Here is a 22,546-nt window from a genome sequence, read left to right as displayed (position 1 = left end):
TTATGCTTTCATCTTGTAGCCAACACCACGAAGTGTTTCAATTTCCAGTCCTGGCAGTTTTTGACGAAGCTGTAGTACATGTGTATCAACCGTACGTGTTGTCGGGAAGTGATTGTAACCCCAAACGTGGTCAAGTAGCTCATCACGAGTAAACACGCGACCTAAGTTTGACGCCAAAAATAGCAGCAAATCAAACTCTGTTCGAGTAAGCGTAATTAGCTCGTCTTTATAAGTCACTTCACGAGTCGAGCGGTCAATCTCTAAGTCTTTTGTAATCACTTTATCAGCGTTGCTTTGTTCTGCTGAATCCGGTGCTCGTAGCTGTGCACGGATTCTCGCAAAAAGCTCCGCCTCAGCAAAAGGCTTTGTTAAGTAGTCGTTCGCGCCGGAATCAAGGCCTGCAACTTTATCTTTTACGGTAACAAGTGCCGTTAACAAGATAACTGGTACGTCTTTAATCTGTTTCCATTCTGGGAGACATTGTACAGAGTCACCATCTGGGAGTTGGCGATCGAGAATTACCAAGTCAGCTTTTTTCCATTGTGGCTCTACGTCTGCAATACGCTCCACATGTAAACACTCATATCCTGCTTGTTCCAGGCTTACTAACAGGCCGTCAGCCAAGTTTTTATCGTCCTCAACGAGAAGCAGTGTCTGTTTCACAAGGTATCTCCAATATAAAAGTTGTAGGTGGTCCCATTAAGGACATTTTTCCGCCCATGCGGCCTACCATAGATTCAACGATTGTTAATCCAAGTCCTAACCCGCTCTTACTTACGAACGGTTTCTTCAAATTTGCCCAATCTTTAGCCGTTAGGCCTCCTGCATCTCGGACTTGGAATACTATTTTTTCTTCACTAGTTGAGACATCCAATTCAACCGGTGCGACACCGTACTTAAGCGCATTACGAAGCAAGTTATCGATACAAGTTCCTAACCAGTACACATTAACTTTAGCAGCCACATCTTCATTGATGTTAAAAAGCACGGCACTATCAAATTCTTCTTCGATCTTAAATTCTAACCAATCTGCAACGGATGGTACCCAGTCTGTTGCAAGCATTTGGTTATCAGATTGCAAATAATCTTTACTCGCTTCTGCCAATTGACGCAGGCGGCGCGTATCTTCACACAATCTGCGGAATTCGTCATACACACTTTCAGGCAAATGCTCGAACTCTCGACGAAAGCCCTCAACCGTTAGTGACAGAGATGCAATCGGTGTTCTGAGCTCATGCGTTAAAATTTGCAACACGAGCATTCTACTACGTAGTTCTTCTCGCTTGCTATTCCAACGGTACACCGCCCAACCAATCACCACAAGAATATTGGCGATTACCAGTATGATCATACTGATCCGCAAAACTTGCGAGTGATCTTCTACATCCCAACAAATATTACCTCGTTTAACAAAGCAACTTTTGCTTTGAGACGCTAGAGCGTATGACAGACCCGCATTCGCTACGTTCTCTTGCCAGATATCTTTCTCGAAAACAAAGTAACGGTCACCACGTCTTAACCAAAGTTCGTTACCTTCAATAAACATGCTCGCGCCTGCAATCAAAGCATTAATGGCGTCGTCATCCATGTTTTTCAAGCTTTCTAGCAACTCATCCCCTTCCTCGTTATCACGCTCTTTTATATGCATGTACTGAGATAGTTTGGGTTTGAGTTCTGGATACTTATCCACATAACGTGCCGCATACGTCCCACCACCAGGGTGAATGAGACCACTACGCGAGAACCAACGAGGTGTCAGCTGCGTCCCTTTACAAATCGCCCTTGTAAATACTAAAGGCTCAGTAATTAAAGGACTTAATGGTAATTTGCCACGACAAGTATTCGCCAAGCTGTAAAGCTGTTGGATATCTTTTAACGGATAGTCAGACGTTTGCGGCAGAAGCGAATCTGGCGCAAGTAACTTGGTAGGATAATTTGATTGCAGAATACGAATATCGTACGACTTAAGAGCTACTTCATAGTTAAATAGCTCTGTAAACGTATCTATTCTTTCTGGTAGTGAATCGGAAAATGCAGGTGCCGAAAAAAGCGGCAATACAGTTGCAAAACCGAGCAAAAACTTTTTAATCAAACTGTTACCGTCACTTGTTACATTAGCCAAAACTATACATCAATCTACAAGCAATTGACATCTGCTAACAGAAGGATTTGCATTACTATAACATTGAAACGGAACAAAAAAGGGCCAGCGATTGCTGACCCTGTATAGTTTTAAATCAAGAATGGTTAAAGTGCTTTAAAAATAGACTCAACACTTTCTTTCGCATCACCAAATAGCATTGATGTATTTTCTTTGAAGAACAGTGGGTTCTGTACTCCTGCGTAACCAGTATTCATTGAGCGCTTGAATACCACTACGTTTTTCGCGTTCCATACCTCCAATACGGGCATACCAGCGATTGGGCTGTTCGGATCTTCCAGTGCGGCTGGGTTGACCGTATCGTTAGCACCGATAACCAATACGGTATCGGTTTCTGCAAAGTCATCATTGATTTCATCCATTTCAAGAACGATATCATACGGTACTTTTGCTTCAGCGAGTAACACATTCATATGCCCCGGTAGACGACCCGCTACTGGGTGAATCCCAAAGCGAACTTCAATACCTTGTGAACGAAGTACATCAGTAATTTCATGAACAGGGTATTGTGCCTGAGCTACTGCCATGCCATATCCTGGAGTGATGATTACTGATTTTGAGTTCTTCAACATCTCTGCAACTTCTTCAGCCGTTGTTTCACGATATTCGCCCTGCTCTTCGTCACCTGAAATCACTATCTCTTGACCAAAACCACCGGCAATAACACTGATAAACGAACGGTTCATTGCTTTACACATGATGTAAGAAAGAATCGCACCTGATGAACCTACCAAAGCACCTGTTACAATCAATAGATCATTTGCTAGCATGAAACCTGCTGCCGCTGCTGCCCAACCTGAGTATGAGTTCAACATAGAGACAACAACTGGCATATCAGCACCACCGATTGAAGCGACTAAATGGTAGCCGAATGCGAACGCGATCAAAGTCATCACAATAAGAGCGAACATGCTGCCATCTGCTTTTACGAAGTAGATCATAAGAAGCGTAGAAATAACAACCGCTGCGAGGTTCATTTTGTGCTTATGAGGCAGGTTAAGTGGCGACGAAGAAATCACACCACGCAGCTTACCAAATGCGACAATTGAACCGGTGAAAGTTACGGCACCGATGAACACACCCAAGAATACTTCTACAAGGTGGATAACATGCTCAGCATGTGTTGCTGCTTCTGGCGCATCTAGGTAGCTGTTGTAGCCAACTAAAACCGCAGCTAAACCTACAAAGCTGTGTAGAATCGCAACCAGTTCTGGCATCTCGGTCATTTCTACTTTCTTCGCATAGAAAATACCGATCGCACCACCTATCGCCATCGCGATAATGATCCAACCAAAACCTTGCGCATCTGGGCTAAAGATCGTCGCTATCAGCGCGATCGTCATACCAGCGATACCGTAGTAGTTACCATTACGAGCAGACTCTTGCTTTGAAAGCCCCGCCAAACTCATGATGAAAAATAATGCAGCAACAATGTAAGCTGCTTGTACTAATCCTGCAGACATTGTGACTCCTATTTATCTTTGCGGAACATTTCAAGCATACGCTTGGTGACGGTGAAACCACCGAAGATATTGATACTCGCGATCAATACGGCAATAAAAGATAGGAATGAAACGACGCCATTACCTTGTCCAATTTGCAGTAATGCACCAACGACAATAATGCCAGAGATAGCATTCGTTACTGACATTAGTGGAGTATGAAGTGCATGGGTAACATTCCATACTACGTAGTATCCGACAACACACGCTAGAACAAATACAGTAAAGTGAGAAAGAAACGCTGCCGGAGCAACCGATGCTACCCATGCAAAGGCTCCAACAGCCGCTGCCACACCAATAATTTTCTTCGTTGGAGACGTAGGTTCTTCTACTTTAGGCTCTGGCTTCACAGGCTGTTCTTGTTTCACTTGCGGCTGAGCTGAAACCTGAATTGGTGGCGCTGGCCAAGTAACTTCACCTTCTTTCACCACGGTAACGCCACGGATAACAACATCTTCAAAATCAATATTGATGTTGCCATCTTTCTCTTTACACAGCAGTTTTAGAAGGTTAACAAGGTTTGTCGCGTAAAGCTGAGAAGATTGTGTTGGCAAACGACCAACCATGTCAGTGTAACCAACAATTTTTACGCCGTTATCCGTCATGATAACTTGGTCTTTCACTGTATATTCACAGTTACCGCCATTAGCAGCTGCCAAGTCGACAATTACACTGCCCGCTTTCATGCTGTCGACCATTTCTTTGGTGATCAACTTCGGCGCAGGTTTACCAGGGATGAGCGCGGTCGTAATAATGATATCAACATCTTTAGCTTGCTCTGCGTATAACTCTGCCGCTTTTTTGTTGAAGTCATCAGACATTTCTTTTGCGTAGCCATCCCCAGAGCCTGACTCTTCTTGAAAGTCAACGGTCAGGAACTCAGCGCCCATCGATTCAACTTGCTCTTTTACTTCTGGGCGAACGTCAAACGCACGGACAATAGCACCTAAGCTACCTGCAGCACCGATAGCCGCCAAGCCAGCGACGCCAGCACCTGCAACCAATACTTTCGCTGGAGGTACTTTACCGGCAGCCGTAATTTGACCTGTAAAGAAACGACCAAACTCATGAGCTGCCTCAACCACTGCACGATAACCAGCGATATTAGCCATCGAAGATAGCGCGTCTAAGGCTTGTGCACGTGAGATACGAGGAACGGAATCCATGGCAAGAACGTTAATGTTCTTACTTGAAAGTTGTTCCATCAACTCAGCATTTTGAGCCGGCCAAATAAAGCTAACCAGTGTTGCTCCATCTTGCAGTAACGCAATTTCGTCAATGCCTTGCTCATCATCCACAATTGGCGCATTAACTTTTAAAATAAGGCCAGATGCCCAAACTTCTTCACTAGAAACGATTTTCGCACTAGCTGCTTCATAAGCGGCATCATCGAAACTCGCTAGCACCCCCGCTTGGGATTCGATCGCGACATCGAATCCCAATTTTATTAACTGCTCAACCGACTTCGGCGATGCAGCCACTCGCGATTCACCCGCGAGTATCTCTTTAGGTACACCGATTTGCAAAACGCATACTCCTTGTATACATATCAATAAATTAGTCCCAAAACAGAGCGTCGCTCTACTCTAATTCTTTTTTATTTCTATCTGTTTACCACGCAAGACAATTGCAAACGAAAGATGATGTTTGGGGACACCCATTTGCACAATAACACCTTGACTAACAGCCCTGTTATTATTCTGTTTGTATCGAACGCGTCTCATTACTTCAAGTGTTTTGTAATTTAAATACTAAATTTCATTACATATAACGCTAAGTAATGAATGATTGTCGCTCTGTGCACGAAAAATAACAACGCAACACCGTACTAGACTGAGGTCTAACCAGGTGACGATTAAATACTGACTTAACAGAGATTTAAGCGTTAAAAAGAAAGAGCCACTAGCATATACACTAATGGCTCTTTTTAAGATGACTGGAATCAAATTGCAGTAAATTGCTAGTCGAAGATTTTATCGCCCATTTGATCAATAAACATTTGAGATTTCTTCAACATAAGGTCATTGGCATCTTGCTCTGAGCCAAGCAAATCGGAGCGAATAAACCGATGTGTTTTCACTTCATCATTGTCATGCTTTTCTATTCGACCAGCGATGCGATATTGTCCGCCCTCTGAAAGGCTCTCTGGGTAAATAAGGAAACCTTTATACTCAACTGGTTCGATATTTTTGGCTTCAACCGTTTTCTCACTACCACCAAACAAACGCGAAAAAAATCCCACGATTCCTCCTTGGGTCAGCTCACTAGTCAACTGAGCGACTCTTACTTAATATTAACGTTAAGGATCGGTTTTTCATACCAATCCAACTCTTTGTCATCATCATAACTAGTATGGGAAAAAATTACAGGCACATCATACTCTCGGTTCTTACGCCTGTCTTCTTTCACCATTTCTGCGGCGTTTTTCACCGCTATATCCGCGCTTTGCTTAAACTGGCTTAATTTTTGTTCAGGAAGTGAAGACAAAAAATCAATATCATGACGGATATAGACAGGCTTGAGCTGGATAAGCGCAAGGCAAGCAATATCGGCTAACTGTTCGTTGTCATACTGTTCTAAAAATTCGGGCAAACTGAGAACCTGGCCTACTAATGTTTCCATGTAGTTGTGCACATCTGAGCTTATCTGCATCTGTAAATCTCCTTTTTCCTATGAAATGAGTATAGCAACGACTTGTTTATAACAACTTATTGATTGCTCTTAATTTAATCAATCTCTCTCTTTTTGCCGTAATGTCTTCCAAAATACTTGGGAAAAGGAACAAATAGACGTATTCTTGCTAATTCTCAAAGTTCGAAATTCAATAACGGATAAATATCCATATTGATAAAACGATTTACCTAACCAATTATATAGTCAACTATTTTCAGGCAGTTTGTAATAGATGTCCTCATCGTCAATGACTTCATCAGGCTTCAGATTCTTATTCCCTTTTTTGCTACTGGGCATAGTGAGTTCGGGCATGGACAGCATTATTCAGATGACTCAGGCAAACTGGGGCATTGCCGCAAACTTGCCGTACATACTATTAGGTTGTGCGCTACTCCTTTGTTATTCATTTAAGCAAGGCAGAGAGTCCATGGTGTGCTTGGCAATGTTGCTAGCCTATTTCGTGATACAGCACCGCCTACAAGTCCCGCTTCAAAGTGGTACCGCTTTACTTGAGCTAACCATTTTAGCCACGTTACTTCCTGTCTCGTTTCTTACGGTATTTTTGTTTAGTAAAGAAGGTTTTGACTCTAGAGCCATGTTGACTTATATCTTGATGTTAGCAATGTTCGTTCTTTGGTCTTATCTAACGCTAGCATATTACGTTGAAGGAGGGTTTGAACAATGGACAAGCGGTATTTTATTTATTGTACCGACCGTCTCTAAACTGCCTTTAATTCTTGTTTTATATTGCGTGGGTATTGTCTGTTTTCTTGGAATCCTTGTTTTAAAGAAGAATGAAATTATCCATGCGATGACCTACTCTGCCATGGTATTGGCGTCTGCGACGTTCATTTTCTTTGATGTGCAGTACATATCAAGCACCATGTTTACGCTAACAGGGCTGCTTATCATTATTTATGCCGCTTCCGCTAGCCATCAACTGGCTTTCACCGATAGCCTAACGCTGATTCCGAGCAGACGTGCACTTGATCTCGATCTAAAACACATGGGTAAGAAGTTCACGATCGCAATGCTTGATGTTGATCATTTTAAAAAGTTTAACGACACCTACGGTCACGATACTGGTGATGACGTTCTAAAAATGGTCGCTTCGCGCCTCACTAAAACCCCAGGCGGCGCAAAAGTTTATCGATTTGGCGGAGAAGAATTTACCATCGTTTTTAAAGGCAAATACGCTGACGAATGTAAGAACTTTTTGGAAGAAGCTCGCAAAACGATTGCAGAATACGAGATGATATTACGCGATGAAGAATCTCGCCCTGAGAACCATAAACAAGGACAAAAACGTCGTGGTAGCAACAGTTCGAAAAGAAAGTCGGTTTTTGTTACCGCAAGTTTCGGAGTTGCTGATAGCCAGAATGGACAAGCTCCTCTGGACGTCATTAAATCAGCGGACGAAGCACTTTACAAAGCGAAAAAGGCCGGACGTAACTGCATAAAGCTTCGTTAGACCCTCACCAATCGTGAAAGTTAACAAGCTTGTCTGGGTTTACAACAAAACCGAACTTCCCCATCAGCATAATAACTGCACTCATCGTTGCCACTATCCTGATGTTATCAATCTAATCAAAGGTATAAGGTATACGCCCGATTGCGACATTCCGTTCGCACTGTTTGCCTATCTTACTTTGAGTTAGCTTTAAAATAACCACCAAAAAGTGACAACGCAACAAAAAGAGTAATATTCATAAGATTTTGTTTTTAAAAAGAATTAACCACAGTATGTGTGTTTCTTCCCAAAGATTTTGATGTATATAGTGCTTTATCAACTGTCGCATACAAATCTGATTGCACTTCTTTCCCTGTCGGTTGAAAAACAAAAACACCCTGTGACACCGTCACTCTACTTGACACACTAGAATACTCATGTGGGTAATCGAGAAAATACATAGCCTCTTGTATACGCTCGGCTTCTCTTTCTGCTGTTTGAGTGTCGGTACACCCTAGCAACACAACAAACTCTTCTCCACCATATCGACCTACATATTCCCCAGAGCGACAAAACGTCGCCTTTAGTTGATTCGCAATCGCTTGCAAGCAACGGTCGCCTTCAATATGACCGTAATTATCATTAAACGGTTTAAAGAAATCGACGTCCAATAGAATCAAAGCCATTGGCATGTTGTGACGGCCATGCCATGCAACCATCGATTCCAACTTATGGTCGATATAACGGCGGTTATAGAGTTTGGTTAGGCCATCTTCATTCGCTTGCTGAGTCAAAAGTTGATTAACTTGCTCTAATTGAGCTGTCGCTTGCTTAAGCTCTCGTCTCATATGAGCAATACGCTGCATTGCGATAAGTTTAGAGTTTAGTACCAGTTTATCTACCGGCTTAATTAAATAGTCATCACCGCCCGCATCTATGGCTTTAGCAATCATTTCTGGCTCTTCGTGACTACTCAAGAAAATAATTGGGATCCAATCCGGAAACGTTTCTCTTATATGAAGAGAGACTTCAAAACCGTTCATATCTGGCATTGATATATCGAGCAACACCAGTTCCGGATCAAAACTCTCGTAGGTATTTAACGCCTCTAGTCCACTACCTACGGCTTTTACAATATGTCCAAGTTGCTTTAGACGAATAGCCAACTGCATCCTGTCTAGCTGAACATCGTCAACCAGAAGGATTCGCATCGATGTCCCTGTCGGTTGCATAACGCGTTCCATTTTTAATTATGTCTTTATTAAACATATACCATACTCATAGAGTTGTTGCATTCGACTCATAATTAAGTGCTATATTTTTGTTTGAATATCACGGAATCCATTGCATAAAGCAGTTAGACTGGACGTTACCCTATCTAATCATGGCCTGTGAGCAGAAGTTCAACAAACTCATTCACTTTGGTCATCTTGTGGATTAATGGGTATAGCTATTTGATGCATTTGGTATTAATATTCCCGCCTTTTTGTAATGAGAGACACACCATGTCAGAAGCAACTAACAGCGAAAGCAAAAAAATCGATCTAGCCAGCATTTCTCCAGAGCTACGTAAAGTTATCGAATTTGACGAAGTTCCAGAGCAAATGTTCGAAATGGTTACCTCTATCCATGAAGTGTCTGAAGAAGCGGTACGTGAATCATGGGACGAAATGCCAGCAAGCGCACAGAACATTCTAGACAACTTTGAACAGTTTCATGCTCTAGTTTCTGTAGGCCAAGCATTCGCTGGTATTAATGTGATGGAAGAGTTTCCTACTCTTAATCTGCCAGAAAACATGACAGATGAAGATAAAGAAGAATACCGTGCTCAACTACTTGATAATGTGCTTCACAACTGTGTGAAAGACATGGTTAAGCAACTTAAGAAAGCACGTCGTGACCCACTTCTTAAGCGTGAATTCAAAGAAGTATTCGCGAAGTAATTCCGACATTCTTCTAGTAACAAAGGCCGCACTTTGCGGCCTTTTTTGATCATGAAGCGTAAATCAGTCTAAACGGTTAATGAGGCGCTAGTGCCATATCTTTTTGTGTCACACTGACACCTTTAATTTGTGCAAAAACACGGCTACCAACTTTTAGGTTGAGATCATCAAGGGCCCACGGTGTGATCGTTGCCCACAAATAACATTTCTCGTCTAGCTTGAGTGATACATTAATACTCTGCTTGTCATCGGCTGCGTTAAACGCCTCGATGGAATCGACAATAGCAGGCAAAATATTTCGAATCGACGTCGCCTTGGGTTGCTCGAGCGTGATAGAAACGTCGTTGGCACGCACTTGCAAGCGTATTGGCGTGTCTGGTGTTCCGTCGATCTTTTGCACCCACAGGAATACATTAGGTGCAAGGCTGATACAAGTCAGTGCATAACGTTCATGATGTTCAGCAATCCGGCCTTCAAATAAGCTGCTTTGATCTGAGAAAGATTGCCATGGACGCATAGCATGAGAAGCCCACACCTCTTCGAGCTTACCTGAACTCGAAATTTTACCTTGGTCAATAATTGCAAGGTGCTGAGCAAGCCTTAAAATTTCCTGGAGACTGTGTGTGACATAGATAATAGGGATATTTACCTTCTCCGACAACTCCTCGAGAAAAGGCATTACCTCACGCTTTCTTGGCATATCGAGTGAGGCAAGTGGCTCATCCATCAAAAGCAAATTGGGCTTAGATAGCAATGCGCGCGCAATCGCAACACGTTGCTTTTCACCACCAGAAAGTGATACCGGAAAGCGCTTTAGTAACGGTTTGATAGACAAGAGTTCGGTGACTGCATCAAAATACTCGTCATCTTTTTCTTTAACGCCATACAACAAATTGCCTTGAACCGAATAGTGAGGAAACAAACGTGAATCCTGAAACACATAACCAATGCCACGCTTGTGCGTTGGTAGGTTTATTCCCTGTTCACTGTCAAACAAAACATGCTCACCAACCGCAACATACCCTTGCCTTGGAGTGACCAATCCGCTGATGATGTTAATCAACGTCGTTTTACCAGCACCAGATCGTCCAAACAAGGCACTAATCCCGTTACAGGGTAACTTAAGTTTGATGTCGAAGTCAGTCTCACCAAGCATTTGTTTAAATTGGACTTTAATCGTCATTGCTTCGCACCCAATCTGCTTGCCGCTTTACGATTTAGCCATTCAGAGATCATTAATGTAGACAAGGCTAACGCGATAGAAATGATACACAGACGAGCCGCCTGCATTTCTGCACCTGGCGTTTCAATAAAGTTGTACATTGCCAGCGGAATCGTTTGGGTCTCACCCGGAATGTTAGAGACGAAACTGATCGTCGCCCCGAATTCGCCAAGACTACGAGCAAATGACAGCATCGTGCCCGTAATAATTCCGGGAATGGTCAGTGGTAACGTGACGGTGAGAAACACTTTTAAAGGAGAAGCGCCTAACGTAGAGGCTGCGTGCTCCAATTTAGGATCGACGCTATCTAAGCTTAAGCGTACTGAACGAACCATCAAAGGCAAAGCCACGACAATACAAGCGACTACTGCCCCTTTCCAATTAAAGCTAAAGACTACCCCTAAGTTTTCATAGAGCCACTTTCCAAGGACCCCTTGTCGTCCTAAAGAAATCAACAATAAATAGCCGATTACCACTGGCGGCAATACCAGTGGTAAATGAATTAAGCTATCGAGAATCGATTTACCAAAGAACGTTTTTCGAGAAAGTAGCCAAGCAAGAAAAACGCCGAGAGGAATCAGCCAAAGTACTGCGTACGCGCCTACTTTGAGGCTTAACATTAAGGCTTGGTATTCCAGTTCTGTCACGCTTCGTTCCTATAATTGAAGGCCGGTTTATTGCTGAAAGCCATATTGAGCAAAAACGCGTGCGGCTTCGTCCGATTTTAGGTACTGGAAGAACTGCTCCGACTCAGTAGAATCATTCACAATTGCAGCCGGGTAAACAATAGCCGCATGCGTATCACTCGCAAATTCGCCGACAATTTTGACTTTATCAGTTAACTGAGCATCGGTTTTGTAGACCACACCTAAAGGCGCTTCTCCACGTTCAACCAACGCCAAAGCTAAGCGCACATTCTTTGCTGGTGCGACGTGAGTTTGAACCGCTTTCCATACACCCAGTGTAGTCAATGACTCTTTCGCGTACATACCAGCAGGCACTGACGTCGGATTGCCTAACGCAAGACGATTTCCATGCAATGCCTTCTCCCATGCCTTTGCATCAGAAAAGTTAAATGAGGTTAATTCTGAAGACTGGGGAGCAATCAACACTAAGCTATTGCGCACTAGATTTATGGCATTGTCACGATAAATGACGTCTTTATCGACCAAATAATCCATCCATTTCGTGTTCGCAGAAATGAATACATCCGCTGGTGCGCCATTGATAATTTGTCGAGCGATAGAAGAAGAACCACCATAAACGGGAGTGATAGAAACGTCATACTTTTCTTCAAAGTTTTGCGCGATCTCGTTAATCGCATTCGTCATAGAAGAGGCTGCATACACTTTTAGGTTCGTTGCTGCGTTTGCTGAAAATGAAATGCTTAATACTGCCGCAAGGCAAGCATGCTGTTTCCATGCTTTCATAGAGATACTCCAATACAAGGCAAGCGAAAGAACAGGTTATTTGAATATAAAGTTCAATCAGTTAATGTGCTATTTAAACAAAAAATCAAGGCGCATATGTTGTTCTATCGCATCTGCGATGCGATTAATGCCTTGCTCCTTTAACTCTTCAAAGTCTTGTTGTTTGATTTGGGTGCCGTTTACCCATTCTGATACCAGGCTTAAGACATCTGCCTCGTCAAAGAACCCGTGAAGGTAGGTTCCCATGATTTGGCCACACTCGCTGATCGCCCCTTCCGCTTCACCGGAACTGAATGTAAGAGGTTGCAGGCCCCGTACTTCACTTCGCCCTACATGGATTTCATAACCCTTTACATTGGCTGTTTTGCCGTTAAGAGAAAGCTGTGCTTGTGTGTTTGTAAGCTGTTTGCTGTTAGTTAGCGTCGTAGTGATATCAAGCAAGCCAAGTCCTTCGCTTTGACCTGGTTGGCCTTCGACGCCGTTTGGATCATCAATCAAGTTTCCAAGCATCTGGTAGCCGCCACAGATACCAATCACTTTTCCACCAAGACGAATATGACGCAAGATATCTTTATCCCACCCCTGGCTTCTTAGATAATCCAGATCGTCTCTCACTGATTTGGTCCCAGGCAAAATAACCAGGTCGGCTTTATCTATTTTTTCGCCTTTACCTACATAACGTAGATTGATGTCTGGATTCAATCGCAGCACATCAAAATCAGTATGATTACTAATCCGGGTTAAAACAGGCACAACAACATTCAGTTTTACCTCAGAGTGCAACTCTTGCTGCGCAGTGATCGCGTCTTCTGCTTCTAAATTCAAACCATGGAGAAAAGGAAGTACACCAAGTACAGGTTTACCTGTTTTTTCTTCTAGCCAATCGAGGCCCGATTGCAATAAACGAATATCACCTCGAAAACGGTTGATAACAAATCCTTTTACTCGCGCTTGTTCAGATTCAGAAAGTAGCGCAAGTGTTCCGTACAAATGTGCAAACACTCCACCACGATCAATATCAGCAACAATGATCACTGGTACATCAGCGGCCTCAGCAAAACCCATGTTTGCAATATCGCCTTCTCGTAAATTGATTTCAGCAGGACTCCCCGCGCCCTCGATAATGATCGAATCAAATTCTTGAGTCAGACGAGAGAAGGAATCTAACACCGTATCCATCGCCACTTTCTTGTAATCATGAAAGCCAGCCGCATCCATATTGGAAATCGCCTTACCCTGCAAAATGATCTGAGCACCTGTATCACTGTTAGGTTTAATTAAAACCGGATTCATATGTACAGTTGGCTCAATATTACACGCCTGTGCCTGAACGGCCTGTGCTCGACCTATTTCACCGCCATCTTTGGTTACCGCACTATTTAGTGCCATGTTTTGTGGCTTAAATGGGGCAACATTTATCCCTTTTCGTGCTAATACACGGCATAAACCTGCCACAAGGACACTTTTTCCGGCATCCGAAGTGGTGCCTTGAACCATTAAAGATGGGATCGCTGATTTCATGAATGTTTGTAAGGAATAGAGGAAGATGAACAATCATAACGTCATCGTCCCCACTTACTCAAGCAAATGAATAGAATATGAATGTTGAAATCATCATTGGTTCAAACAAGCCCTGTTTTAATGACCCCATCAAAACAAACCGATGAGGATGTAACATGAAAAAGAATACAATTATCGCAACAATCGCCGCCTTAGCTATTGCTCCTTCTATCGCGTTCGCGAAAGATAACGCTCAAAACCAATCAAACTTGCAGTTTAACGGTCCTGTCACTGTGGAAAAATTGGATGCCTTGCTAAACGACTCCAATATGTTTACTGAAAAAGATGTGGTCGTTGAAGGTAACTTATTGCGTCAAGTTCGCGCGGATAAGTTTGTCTTTAGCGATGGTTCCGGTGAAGTGATGGTCGAACTCGATGACGATATTCAGCTAAATACTCCGATTGATCACACGACTAAAGTCCGTCTGTTTGGCGAATTTGAAGGCGGGAACAAACCAGAGATTGAAGTCGAACAACTCGTGGTCATGTAAAACAAACCCCGATTGCTGTGCATATCAACATGATGTAGTGACGATTACAGCTAAATAGTGACGGCAAGCACTTAAAATGATAGCTTTATCAATCTTGGTCTGCTTTTTGCAGACCATTTTTTTGTTCATTTTAATCATCTTGCCCGGAGACACCATGCTAGGTAAAGCTCTAAAGGTTGCAGCCTTTGGTTTGTGTGCTATTTTGCCACTTTCCGCACACGCAAATAATTTCAACTACAACACGATGGAATTTCGCATGGGCACTAGCCCTGGTACATTTGGTGGCGAGTTCAATACCTACTTTACAGAGAATACCCATTTCATTGCTCGCGCAGACAGTGAATTCAGCGGAGACTGGGACATTGCTGGTGGTATAGGCTTTAATGGGCCAGCAGGCCAATTTGCAGATATTTATGGCCAAATGTTGGTACACAACATTAAAGAGAACGGCAGTGATAAAGTGGGCGACGAGTGGCGCACGGAAGTGAATATTGGCACTCGTATTTGGTTTATGCAAAATGTTGAGCTACATGGCCGTATCGGCCAAATCATAGATAATGACGATTCGAACACCATTTACAATCTGGGCGCACGATTCCACTCAACTCAGCAACTATCGCTTGGTGCAGATTTCAAAAATAATGGTGTCTATGGCCAGCAAATTGTAATGTCTGCTCGTTTTGCATTTTAGTGGACATGACTATGACTACCAGGGCATCACAAGCAAGCATATGATTCAATAAAAATGGCCTCCAATTTTGGAGGCCATTTTTTGTTAATCACGAATTATTAGCTTGTAGCAGAAACTAGCTGTAATACATCAGTTTTTAGCGGTTTTTTTAGGTTTATCTTGCACATATTTTTTCGATACATCTACAACGGCGATATCTCTAAAAAAGCTTCGACCAAGCAAAATTGGAAACGTCATATGTCCGCGATCCGCTAACGTAAACTCTGTCTTTTCTTTGTGATCCCCAACGGTAATGTAGGCTTTTACCACCGCTCGTTTATCCACCTCTTCTGACGAAGACTGCTTAACTTTAGCCCAGCGCTCAACGGGTACTTTAAATTCTTTGGTGTCTTTGTCACCTAAATCTATCTTAAATTTAACCCAGTCTTTACCATCACGCTCAAACGGAACAATGTCAGTCGCACTAATTGATGATGTTGTCGCACCTGTATCGACTCTAGCCTTGAAAGTCTGGTCAATTTCAGGAACATAAACCCATTCTTCAGAACCAAGAATTAACATGCCATCGGGTGTTTTTGTGACCTTGACTGGCTTCTTAGGCTTTGGTTCCGGCTTTTTCTCAGGTTTCGCTTCTGGTTTGGGCTCCACCTCTGGCTTTGGATCTACATCAGGTTTCACTTCTGGCTCGACTTTAACGGGCTCTTCGACCTTTGGCGACTCTGGCTCAACAGGTTCCTGCGTCGTTTGAGTTGACGTACAAGCAATTAAACTGCCGCTCATCATAAGCGGCAGAATCAGTTTCCAGTTTTTCATCCACACTCCAATTAAGCTTGAGATACTTTCTTAATTGCGTCCGCTACGTATGGAATATGAGTTTCGGTAAGTCCGGCAATGTTAATTCGACCATCGCCAACACCATAAATGCCATAATCTTCACGCAGTTGCGCCATTTGGTTTCCACTAAAGCCTAGCACAGTAAACATGCCTTTGTGACCCTCAATGAAATCAAATTGATCTGTATTATGGTTGTTTCTCAACTCGTTACACAAACTTTGACGAAGGCTAACCAAACGATGTTGCATTTCACTCAATTCTTGCTTCCAAACGGAAGTGAGATTGTCATCTTGCAGAATGGTCTTAACTAAAGCTGCACCATGGTCGGGTGGCATCGTGTAAGTCGAGCGAGCTAGAGTGAGGAGTTTACCTTTTGCATTGGTTACATCATGCATGTTCTTACCAACCACAATCGCTGCACCAGTTCGTTCACGGTACAGACCAAAGTTCTTCGAACATGAAGTAGTAATCAACATCTCTTCAACGTTATCTGCCATAAAACGAAGGCCTTTTGCGTCTTCTTCTAGGCCATCACCGAAGCCTTGGTAAGCAATGTCCACAAATGGGATGAAACCGTTCTTCTGCGACAATTCTGTAATGGCTTGCCAAGCAGAGAAGTCAATATCCGCACCAGTTGGGTTGTGGCAACAACCATGAAGAAGTACCACATCTGAAGGCCCAGCTTTCGCAAGATCATCCATCATTTTTTCGGTGTCTACTTGTTTCGTTTCCGAAGAGAAATAGTGGTAGAACTTAACTTTAAGGCCTGCTGCTTCCATCACTGGCTTGTGGTTTACGTAGCTTGGGTTGGAAATCCAAACCGTCGTATCTGGCTGTGCGATCTTCATTAGATCACCGAGCATACGCAGCGCACCACTTGCACCTGGCGTTTGAATAGCTGCAACACGATCCATTGCAGACGTTCCCGTCAGTAGCAAATCGATCATGCTTTTATTAAATTCTTCGCAACCTGCAAGACCAACATAAGACTTGGTTTTTTGAGTTTCAACAACGACATCCTGCGCCATTTGAATGGCTTTCATAATCGGCGTTTCGCCTGCGCTGTTTTTGTATACGCCAATGCCAAGGTCAACCTTGTTTGGACGTTCATCGTTACGGTATGCAACGGATAGAGATAAAATAGGATCTAATACGGGAGTTGGGAGATTAGAAAACATGAAAGTCATAACCCTTTGAAATTCAAGTACCGAACCTCACGTTAACACCATCGCAAAAAATGACGAAATGATTTTTCACTTATTTCATCAATTAGAGAACAAAATTCTGGATTGCGGTGAGTTTTGTGCGCTCTATCGTTCAGAAAAAGAACGATTCACTCCTCGTTGTACCAATCCACTCTACCGTTTTTTCTAAACTCTCTTGGTGTCATGGTCGACCACGCTTTAAAACGTGTACTAAAGTTAGCGCTGGTCGGATATCCGACTATTTCTCCAATATGCTGAATTGGCCATTCTGTTGAACGAAGTAACCTAGCAGCATATTCCATGCGCATACGCGTTAAATGTGCCATTGGGCTTCGACCAAACTGCTTTTGAGTCAGTCGATGCAAATGAGGCTCCGAACATGGATATAGAGCCGCCACCTGCTCAACGCTCCAATCCTTATGGAGCTGACGTTGGACAAGGTCAAATACACGCCCAAGCCTCAATTGGCTGCGTGATATCGACTCTGAGGGCGGCATGTTTAACATCAGCTCTAACTGAGCCACACTATGCTCACCTACCGCACCACCATAATCGATTGGAAGGTTAATGCTGCGTAGTAACGTTTGGATACATGCATACATCACTTCAGGTGTAGATGAAAGCTGGTAGCGAACATCGCATTCTAATATCGGCCACTCTCTATCAGGAGCAAGAAAAAGCCACGCGATCTGCCAAGGTTCTTCTTCTATACCAAAACCGTTTTCAACACCTGCGGGTACTGTAATCAACGAGCCCGGTTCCAAATCGTATCGATAAGTCCCACTCTCTAGCCACCCTTTACCACGCACCGTATAGAGCAGCATGTGTTTCTTTTGGTTTTTACGATAAACAGAGAAGAAGTCACGACAAGTGGCAATGCCGCACTGCACAATGCCTCTCTCCTCAAGTGCTAATACTCGACTGTGATCAATAAACTCTTGATAAGTTTTTTCTGAAATCGCGTAGCGTTCTTGTTTATCTTCCATGATTTATTGGCTCACATGTGCGTTAGTAGAGAGTTTTACAAAGGTTTTGGATTCCTTTGAAAAATACACCGCCAAATCATGAGGATAAACTACTCGCATTAATCTTTAAGGAGAAATGCGATGCTCTTAACACGCGAATACATCGATAAAGCATTTTGGCAAAAGCTGATTACGATTGGCCTACCTGTTTCACTTCAGTCCATGCTTTTTGCTTTGCTCGGCGTCGTGGATATTTTCATGGTAAGCCTACTCGGAGAATCTGCAACGGCAGCAGTTGGAGTTGGAAATCGTATCTTTTTCTTCAACCTAGCGGTTGTCTTTGGCCTGTGCGGTGCAGTTACCGTACTTGCTTCTCAATACTACGGCTCAGGAAACCTAGCCGGAATTCGCAGAACGTTGGCGCAATCTTGGTTTATTTCCATTTTGGTGACGCTGCCGTTTATCGTTCTTTATGCGATTTTTGATGAAGAGATCGTCTCTTTTATGTCAGACGATCCTGAATACGTCACTTATGCACGTGATTATCTTGTGGTTACGGGCTTTAGCCTCATTGCTACGGCGATAGTAGTACCGATTGAAGCGGTATTGCGCTCCGTGGGCCAAACCAAACTGGCAACCAACGTTAGTATCTCCGCCATTGTCGTTAACGTCGCGCTTAATTATGTTTTGATTTTTGGTTTATTTGGTTTCCCTCAATGGGGCGTATTTGGTGCAGCCGTAGGTAGTTTTGTTTCTCGATTTTTCCAAACCGCCGTCTTGATTTATTTTTTCTACAAACGATATGCTTACCTAATTCCGACTAAGTTCGATTGGGTACAAGGCCGCTTAAAACAGTATCGAAAAAAGTACTTTAAGGTTTCTTTACCCATGTTGGTCCACGATGCGCTTTGGACTGGTGGATTGATCGTTTACAGCATCATCTATGGTCAATTGGGCGTTTCAGAACTGGCGATCATCTCATTCTTATCACCGATTGAAGGGGTACTGATTTCAACCTTTATGGGATTTGCGGTCGCTGCATCCGTTCTTCTTGGGAATGATATTGGTGCAAAACATTATGACCGAGTCGAGAAAACGGCGTGGTGGTATGTGTTAACCAGCGCAATCTTAGCCACCTTGCTGTTTTTCCTAGTGTGGTTGAGCTCGCCCATGATTCATCACCTATTGGTACTGAGCCCGTTAACCGATGCAGACATGGCACTTAACGTATGTTTAGTCATGGCGCTAGGTATGATTTTGAGGGTGTTTAACATGGTTGGGATTGGCGGCGTACTAAAGAGTGGCGCTGATATTCGCTATAGCATTTTCATCGACACGTTCGGTCAGTGGGCTATTGGCATCCCCCTTACTTATTACACAGGCATGGTGTTAGGGCTGCCTTTGCATTTTGTCTTGATGTCTCTGCTCGCGGAAGAGTTAGTGAAAGGCGTACTGACGACTTACCGTATTCAATCTAAACGTTGGATAAATAATATGGTTGAAGATGACCAATCGGTGACGGCGTAACCAAAAAGACATTAACGAACTCACACCAAAAGGGCTCACCCGTTATGCACGCGTGAGCCCTTTTTATGTGCGGAGAATGCTTGATTAGATGTCCGTAAAGCGATGAATGATTTGGTTTGAACTGCCACGCCATTCGAGATTGAGGTCTTTCTTGTCTTGTTCAAACTTACCATCAATCAAAACATCGATGTATTGCACCACTTCCCTTTGCGCGTTATTCAGTTCCGTCAGCGTGTAGCCAGTCCAAACCCAAATGTCTTTACCTGGGCACTCCTCTCTCACCCTTTTCACTATCTTCAAAATATGAGGCACATTAGCAGGGTGAAGCGGATCTCCACCCGACAACGACAAGCCACGGCGTTTGATACGCGTGTCGTTTAAGTCAGCGATGATTTTGTCTTCCGCTTCTTGCGTGAAAAGTACACCAGAATCCAAACGTTGCGTCGACTGGTTATAACACCCACGGCACTGATGCACACAACCCGACACAAACAGCGTGCAGCGCGTACCCGGTCCGTTAACAACGTCAATTGGATAGTATTGGTGGTAATTCATAATGCGTCTCTGTGTTATCGCGAAAGAGAAAATCAACCTGTTTAAAGTTGATTTTCAAAGTGTTAAAACGAGTGGTAGTAAACCTTACAGGTGTTTAACTCGGCGCTTCACTTCTTCTTGCTTACCGAAGTTAAACGGGCGTGCATCTGGGCTGCCTAGGTAGCCACAAACTCGACGTGTTACTGATACTTTAGTTGAGTCATGGTTACCACAGCTTGGGCAAGTGAAGCCTTTACTTGTACAGTCAAACTCGCCGTTGTAGCCACACTCGTAGCACTCATCAATTGGCGTGTTTGTACCGTAGTAAGGCACTCGGGTGTAACTGTAGTCCCATACGTTTTCTAGTGCTTCAACGTTACGTTGCATGTTCGGGAACTCGCCGTAACAGATAAAGCCGCCGCTTGAGATTTCTGGGTAAGGCATCTCAAAGTCGATCTTGTCGTATGGGTTCACCTTCTTCTCAACATCTAGGTGGAAGCTGTTGGTGTAGTAACCTTTGTCTGTTACGCCTTCAATTACGCCGAACTCTTTCGCATCGATGCGGCAGAAACGGCTACATAGGTTTTCACTTGGCGTTGCATATAAGCTGAAGCCATAACCTGTTTCGTCAGCCCATTGATTCACAGCATCTTTTAGATGCTTGATGATCGCGACCGCTTTTTCACGCAAAACAGCGTCATCATAAACGTGCGCTTCTGTACCGAATAGCGCGTTAATTGTCTCGTGTACACCGATGTAACCAAGAGAAATAGACGCACGACCGTTCTTGAAGATATCTGCGATTGAGTCGTCTGCTTTCAAGCGAACACCACATGCGCCTTCCATGTATAGGATTGGGGCCACACGTGCTTTCACGTTTTCAAGGCGAGAGATACGTGTCTCTAGTGCTTTACGAGCAAGACGTAGGCGGTCATTTAGAAGCTCGTAGAATTTCTCTTCGCTTCCGTTTGCACGGATAGCGATACGAGGAAGGTTCAAGCTCACGACGCCAAGGTTGTTACGACCTTCGTGAATCAGCTCACCGTTTTCTTCGTAAGTACCAAGGAAGCTACGGCAACCCATTGGCGTTTTGAATGAACCGGTTACTTCCACTACTTTGTCGTAGTTAAGAATGTCTGGGTACATACGCTTAGACGCACACTCAAGCGCAAGTTGCTTGATGTCGTAGTTTGGATCTTCTGATTTGTGGTTCAAACCATCTTTGATGCCGAATACAAGTTTAGGGAATACCGCTGTTTTACGGTTCTTGCCTAGACCTGCAATACGATTCTTCAGAATCGATTTCTGGATCAGGCGGGATGCCCAGCTTGTACCAAGACCAAAACCGAACGTAACGAATGGGGTTTGACCGTTCGCTGTATGCAGCGTGTTTACTTCGTATTCTAGAGATTGAAATGCGTCGTAACACTCTTTCTCAGTGCGCGCTTTTGCGAACTCTTCTGGCTCAGCAATGTTCCACTCTTTTGCAATCTCTAGGTGTTTCTCGTAGCTTGTGATTACGTACGGTTCTAGAACCTCATCAATACGGTTGATGGTTGTACCGCCGTAAATGTGGCTCGCGACTTGAGCAATGATTTGTGCTGTTACGGCTGTTGCAGTCGAAATTGATTTTGGCGTATCAATCTCAGCGTTACCCATTTTAAAACCATGCGTCAGCATGCCTTTAAGATCGATAAGCATACAGTTAAACATTGGGAAGAACGGTGCGTAGTCTAAATCGTGGTAGTGAATGTCACCCACTTCGTGCGCTTGAACCACATCGCGAGGAAGAATGTGCGTCTTCGCGTAGTGTTTCGCTACGATACCAGCCAACAAGTCACGTTGAGTCGGAATTACTTTGCCGTCTTTGTTCGCGTTCTCGTTGATTAGATCCAGATTACTTTCTTCAATCAAACCTTCGATTTCGCGAGTTAGTGCACTTTGCTTCTCACGAGCGATGTCGCGATCGTGGCGATATTCAATGTAAGAACGCGCTAGGGCTTTGTAAGGACCTTGCATGAGTTCATTTTCGACTAAGTCTTGAATCTCATGGATGTGAACTTCATCGTGTGCTCTTAACTGTAACTCGACAGCAAGAGCCACATTAAGAGCATAAATAGCGACATCTTTATCTTTGTTTTCCGCTGCTGCTTCAACTGCTGCTTGGATACGATCCCTGTTGAACGGAGCTCTTGATCCGTCGCGTTTGATTACGATTGGTTTCACTTTGTTCTCCTTACCCGAGCATACTCACAGAGTTATCCACAAACACACTATATGGGGTTATTTTTTATTCTAGCAACACAATATATTGTGGCGTATTTAACGAGAAGCACCACTCGAAAACATTGATTTTGA

Annotated in this window: 21 protein-coding genes; 5 read left to right on the top strand and 16 right to left on the bottom strand. The window is 43.6% G+C overall.

Going from position 1 to position 22,546, the window contains the following annotated elements; genetic code table 11:
• The 6 genes from vxrB to R7P72_RS00350 all read right to left on the bottom strand — a co-directional run bounded on the left by vxrB (position 1) and on the right by R7P72_RS00350 (position 6,315).
• A complete protein-coding gene (gene vxrB / locus R7P72_RS00375) occupies positions 1–663 on the bottom strand; it encodes a response regulator transcription factor VxrB (protein WP_005376251.1) in 663 nt (220 codons plus the stop codon).
• On the bottom strand, positions 638–2,092 hold the full coding sequence (vxrA, locus tag R7P72_RS00370) for a sensor histidine kinase VxrA (RefSeq protein ID WP_318110354.1): 1,455 nt from the start codon (positions 2,090–2,092) through the stop codon (positions 638–640). Before vxrA ends, vxrB begins: the two co-directional genes overlap by 26 nt.
• 155 nt (positions 2,093–2,247) lie before the next feature.
• A complete protein-coding gene (gene pntB, locus R7P72_RS00365) occupies positions 2,248–3,624 on the bottom strand; it encodes a Re/Si-specific NAD(P)(+) transhydrogenase subunit beta (protein WP_005376248.1) in 1,377 nt (458 codons plus the stop codon).
• An 8-nt stretch (positions 3,625–3,632) separates the two neighbouring features.
• On the bottom strand, positions 3,633–5,189 hold the full coding sequence (locus R7P72_RS00360) for a Re/Si-specific NAD(P)(+) transhydrogenase subunit alpha (RefSeq protein ID WP_005376246.1): 1,557 nt from the start codon (positions 5,187–5,189) through the stop codon (positions 3,633–3,635).
• Positions 5,190–5,623: 434 nt separating this feature from the next.
• Positions 5,624–5,905, bottom strand: a complete 282-nt coding sequence (locus R7P72_RS00355; RefSeq protein WP_005376244.1) for an HlyU family transcriptional regulator — start codon at positions 5,903–5,905, stop codon at positions 5,624–5,626.
• A gap of 41 nt (positions 5,906–5,946) precedes the next feature.
• Positions 5,947–6,315 carry a late competence development ComFB family protein gene (locus tag R7P72_RS00350; protein WP_005376241.1) on the bottom strand — a complete coding sequence of 123 codons (369 nt, stop codon included), beginning with the start codon at positions 6,313–6,315 and terminating at the stop codon, positions 5,947–5,949.
• Positions 6,316–6,568: 253 nt separating this feature from the next.
• Between R7P72_RS00350 and R7P72_RS00345 the strand changes: the two genes are divergently transcribed.
• Complete coding sequence (locus R7P72_RS00345) at positions 6,569–7,807, top strand: sensor domain-containing diguanylate cyclase (RefSeq protein WP_213907036.1); 1,239 nt, start codon at positions 6,569–6,571, stop codon at positions 7,805–7,807.
• A 251-nt stretch (positions 7,808–8,058) separates the two neighbouring features.
• Here R7P72_RS00345 and R7P72_RS00340 read toward each other — a convergent pair whose 3' ends face one another.
• On the bottom strand, positions 8,059–9,018 hold the full coding sequence (locus R7P72_RS00340) for a diguanylate cyclase (RefSeq protein ID WP_171053575.1): 960 nt from the start codon (positions 9,016–9,018) through the stop codon (positions 8,059–8,061).
• A 273-nt stretch (positions 9,019–9,291) separates the two neighbouring features.
• Between R7P72_RS00340 and R7P72_RS00335 the strand changes: the two genes are divergently transcribed.
• Positions 9,292–9,729, top strand: a complete 438-nt coding sequence (locus R7P72_RS00335; RefSeq protein WP_005376232.1) for a DUF3069 domain-containing protein — start codon at positions 9,292–9,294, stop codon at positions 9,727–9,729.
• 76 nt (positions 9,730–9,805) lie between these two features.
• Here R7P72_RS00335 and modC read toward each other — a convergent pair whose 3' ends face one another.
• From modC to R7P72_RS00315, 4 genes are all read right to left on the bottom strand, one after another.
• Positions 9,806–10,912 (bottom strand): molybdenum ABC transporter ATP-binding protein ModC, encoded by a 1,107-nt coding sequence (modC, locus tag R7P72_RS00330; protein WP_005388041.1) that lies wholly within the window; start codon positions 10,910–10,912, stop codon positions 9,806–9,808.
• The gene (modB, locus tag R7P72_RS00325; RefSeq protein ID WP_205391170.1) at positions 10,909–11,598 is read right to left on the bottom strand and encodes a molybdate ABC transporter permease subunit; all 690 of its coding nucleotides are present in this window, start codon (positions 11,596–11,598) and stop codon (positions 10,909–10,911) included. Before modB ends, modC begins: the two co-directional genes overlap by 4 nt.
• A gap of 27 nt (positions 11,599–11,625) precedes the next feature.
• The gene (modA, locus tag R7P72_RS00320; RefSeq protein WP_213903777.1) at positions 11,626–12,381 is read right to left on the bottom strand and encodes a molybdate ABC transporter substrate-binding protein; all 756 of its coding nucleotides are present in this window, start codon (positions 12,379–12,381) and stop codon (positions 11,626–11,628) included.
• A gap of 69 nt (positions 12,382–12,450) precedes the next feature.
• A complete protein-coding gene (locus R7P72_RS00315; protein WP_054728981.1) occupies positions 12,451–13,902 on the bottom strand; it encodes a cobyric acid synthase in 1,452 nt (483 codons plus the stop codon).
• Between the two features lie 155 nt (positions 13,903–14,057).
• Here R7P72_RS00315 and R7P72_RS00310 point away from each other — a divergent pair, with 155 nt between their 5' ends.
• Both R7P72_RS00310 and R7P72_RS00305 read left to right on the top strand, forming a co-directional pair.
• Positions 14,058–14,432: a YgiW/YdeI family stress tolerance OB fold protein gene (locus tag R7P72_RS00310; RefSeq protein ID WP_005376220.1), complete on the top strand. Its 375-nt coding sequence runs from the start codon at positions 14,058–14,060 to the stop codon at positions 14,430–14,432.
• A 154-nt stretch (positions 14,433–14,586) separates the two neighbouring features.
• Positions 14,587–15,123 carry a hypothetical protein gene (locus R7P72_RS00305; RefSeq protein ID WP_017634623.1) on the top strand — a complete coding sequence of 179 codons (537 nt, stop codon included), beginning with the start codon at positions 14,587–14,589 and terminating at the stop codon, positions 15,121–15,123.
• 129 nt (positions 15,124–15,252) lie between these two features.
• Here the strand turns inward: R7P72_RS00305 and R7P72_RS00300 are convergent, their stop codons facing one another.
• The 3 genes from R7P72_RS00300 to R7P72_RS00290 form a co-directional block, all read right to left on the bottom strand.
• A complete protein-coding gene (locus tag R7P72_RS00300; RefSeq protein ID WP_005388032.1) occupies positions 15,253–15,936 on the bottom strand; it encodes an ATP-dependent zinc protease in 684 nt (227 codons plus the stop codon).
• Positions 15,937–15,947: 11 nt separating this feature from the next.
• A complete protein-coding gene (locus R7P72_RS00295) occupies positions 15,948–17,135 on the bottom strand; it encodes an aromatic amino acid transaminase (protein WP_047101084.1) in 1,188 nt (395 codons plus the stop codon).
• Between the two features lie 155 nt (positions 17,136–17,290).
• On the bottom strand, positions 17,291–18,148 hold the full coding sequence (locus R7P72_RS00290) for an AraC family transcriptional regulator (protein ID WP_213907038.1): 858 nt from the start codon (positions 18,146–18,148) through the stop codon (positions 17,291–17,293).
• A gap of 120 nt (positions 18,149–18,268) precedes the next feature.
• On the opposite strand from R7P72_RS00290, the gene R7P72_RS00285 reads away from it, so the two are divergent.
• A complete protein-coding gene (locus R7P72_RS00285) occupies positions 18,269–19,654 on the top strand; it encodes an MATE family efflux transporter (protein WP_005388027.1) in 1,386 nt (461 codons plus the stop codon).
• An 84-nt stretch (positions 19,655–19,738) separates the two neighbouring features.
• On the opposite strand, the gene nrdG is transcribed toward R7P72_RS00285, so the two are convergent.
• Positions 19,739–20,209 carry an anaerobic ribonucleoside-triphosphate reductase-activating protein gene (gene nrdG, locus R7P72_RS00280; RefSeq protein ID WP_017634628.1) on the bottom strand — a complete coding sequence of 157 codons (471 nt, stop codon included), beginning with the start codon at positions 20,207–20,209 and terminating at the stop codon, positions 19,739–19,741.
• 84 nt (positions 20,210–20,293) lie between these two features.
• Entirely contained in the window at positions 20,294–22,414 is a 2,121-nt protein-coding gene (nrdD, locus tag R7P72_RS00275) for an anaerobic ribonucleoside-triphosphate reductase (protein WP_213907039.1), read from the bottom strand.
• Positions 22,415–22,546 lie beyond the last annotated feature (132 nt).

It is taken from the genome of Vibrio sp. Vb0888, from assembly GCF_033338835.1.
GTDB lineage: Bacteria > Pseudomonadota > Gammaproteobacteria > Enterobacterales > Vibrionaceae > Vibrio > Vibrio alginolyticus.
The sequence above is the reverse complement of the archived record's forward strand: the minus strand, read 5'-3'. Positions and strand labels throughout refer to the sequence as shown.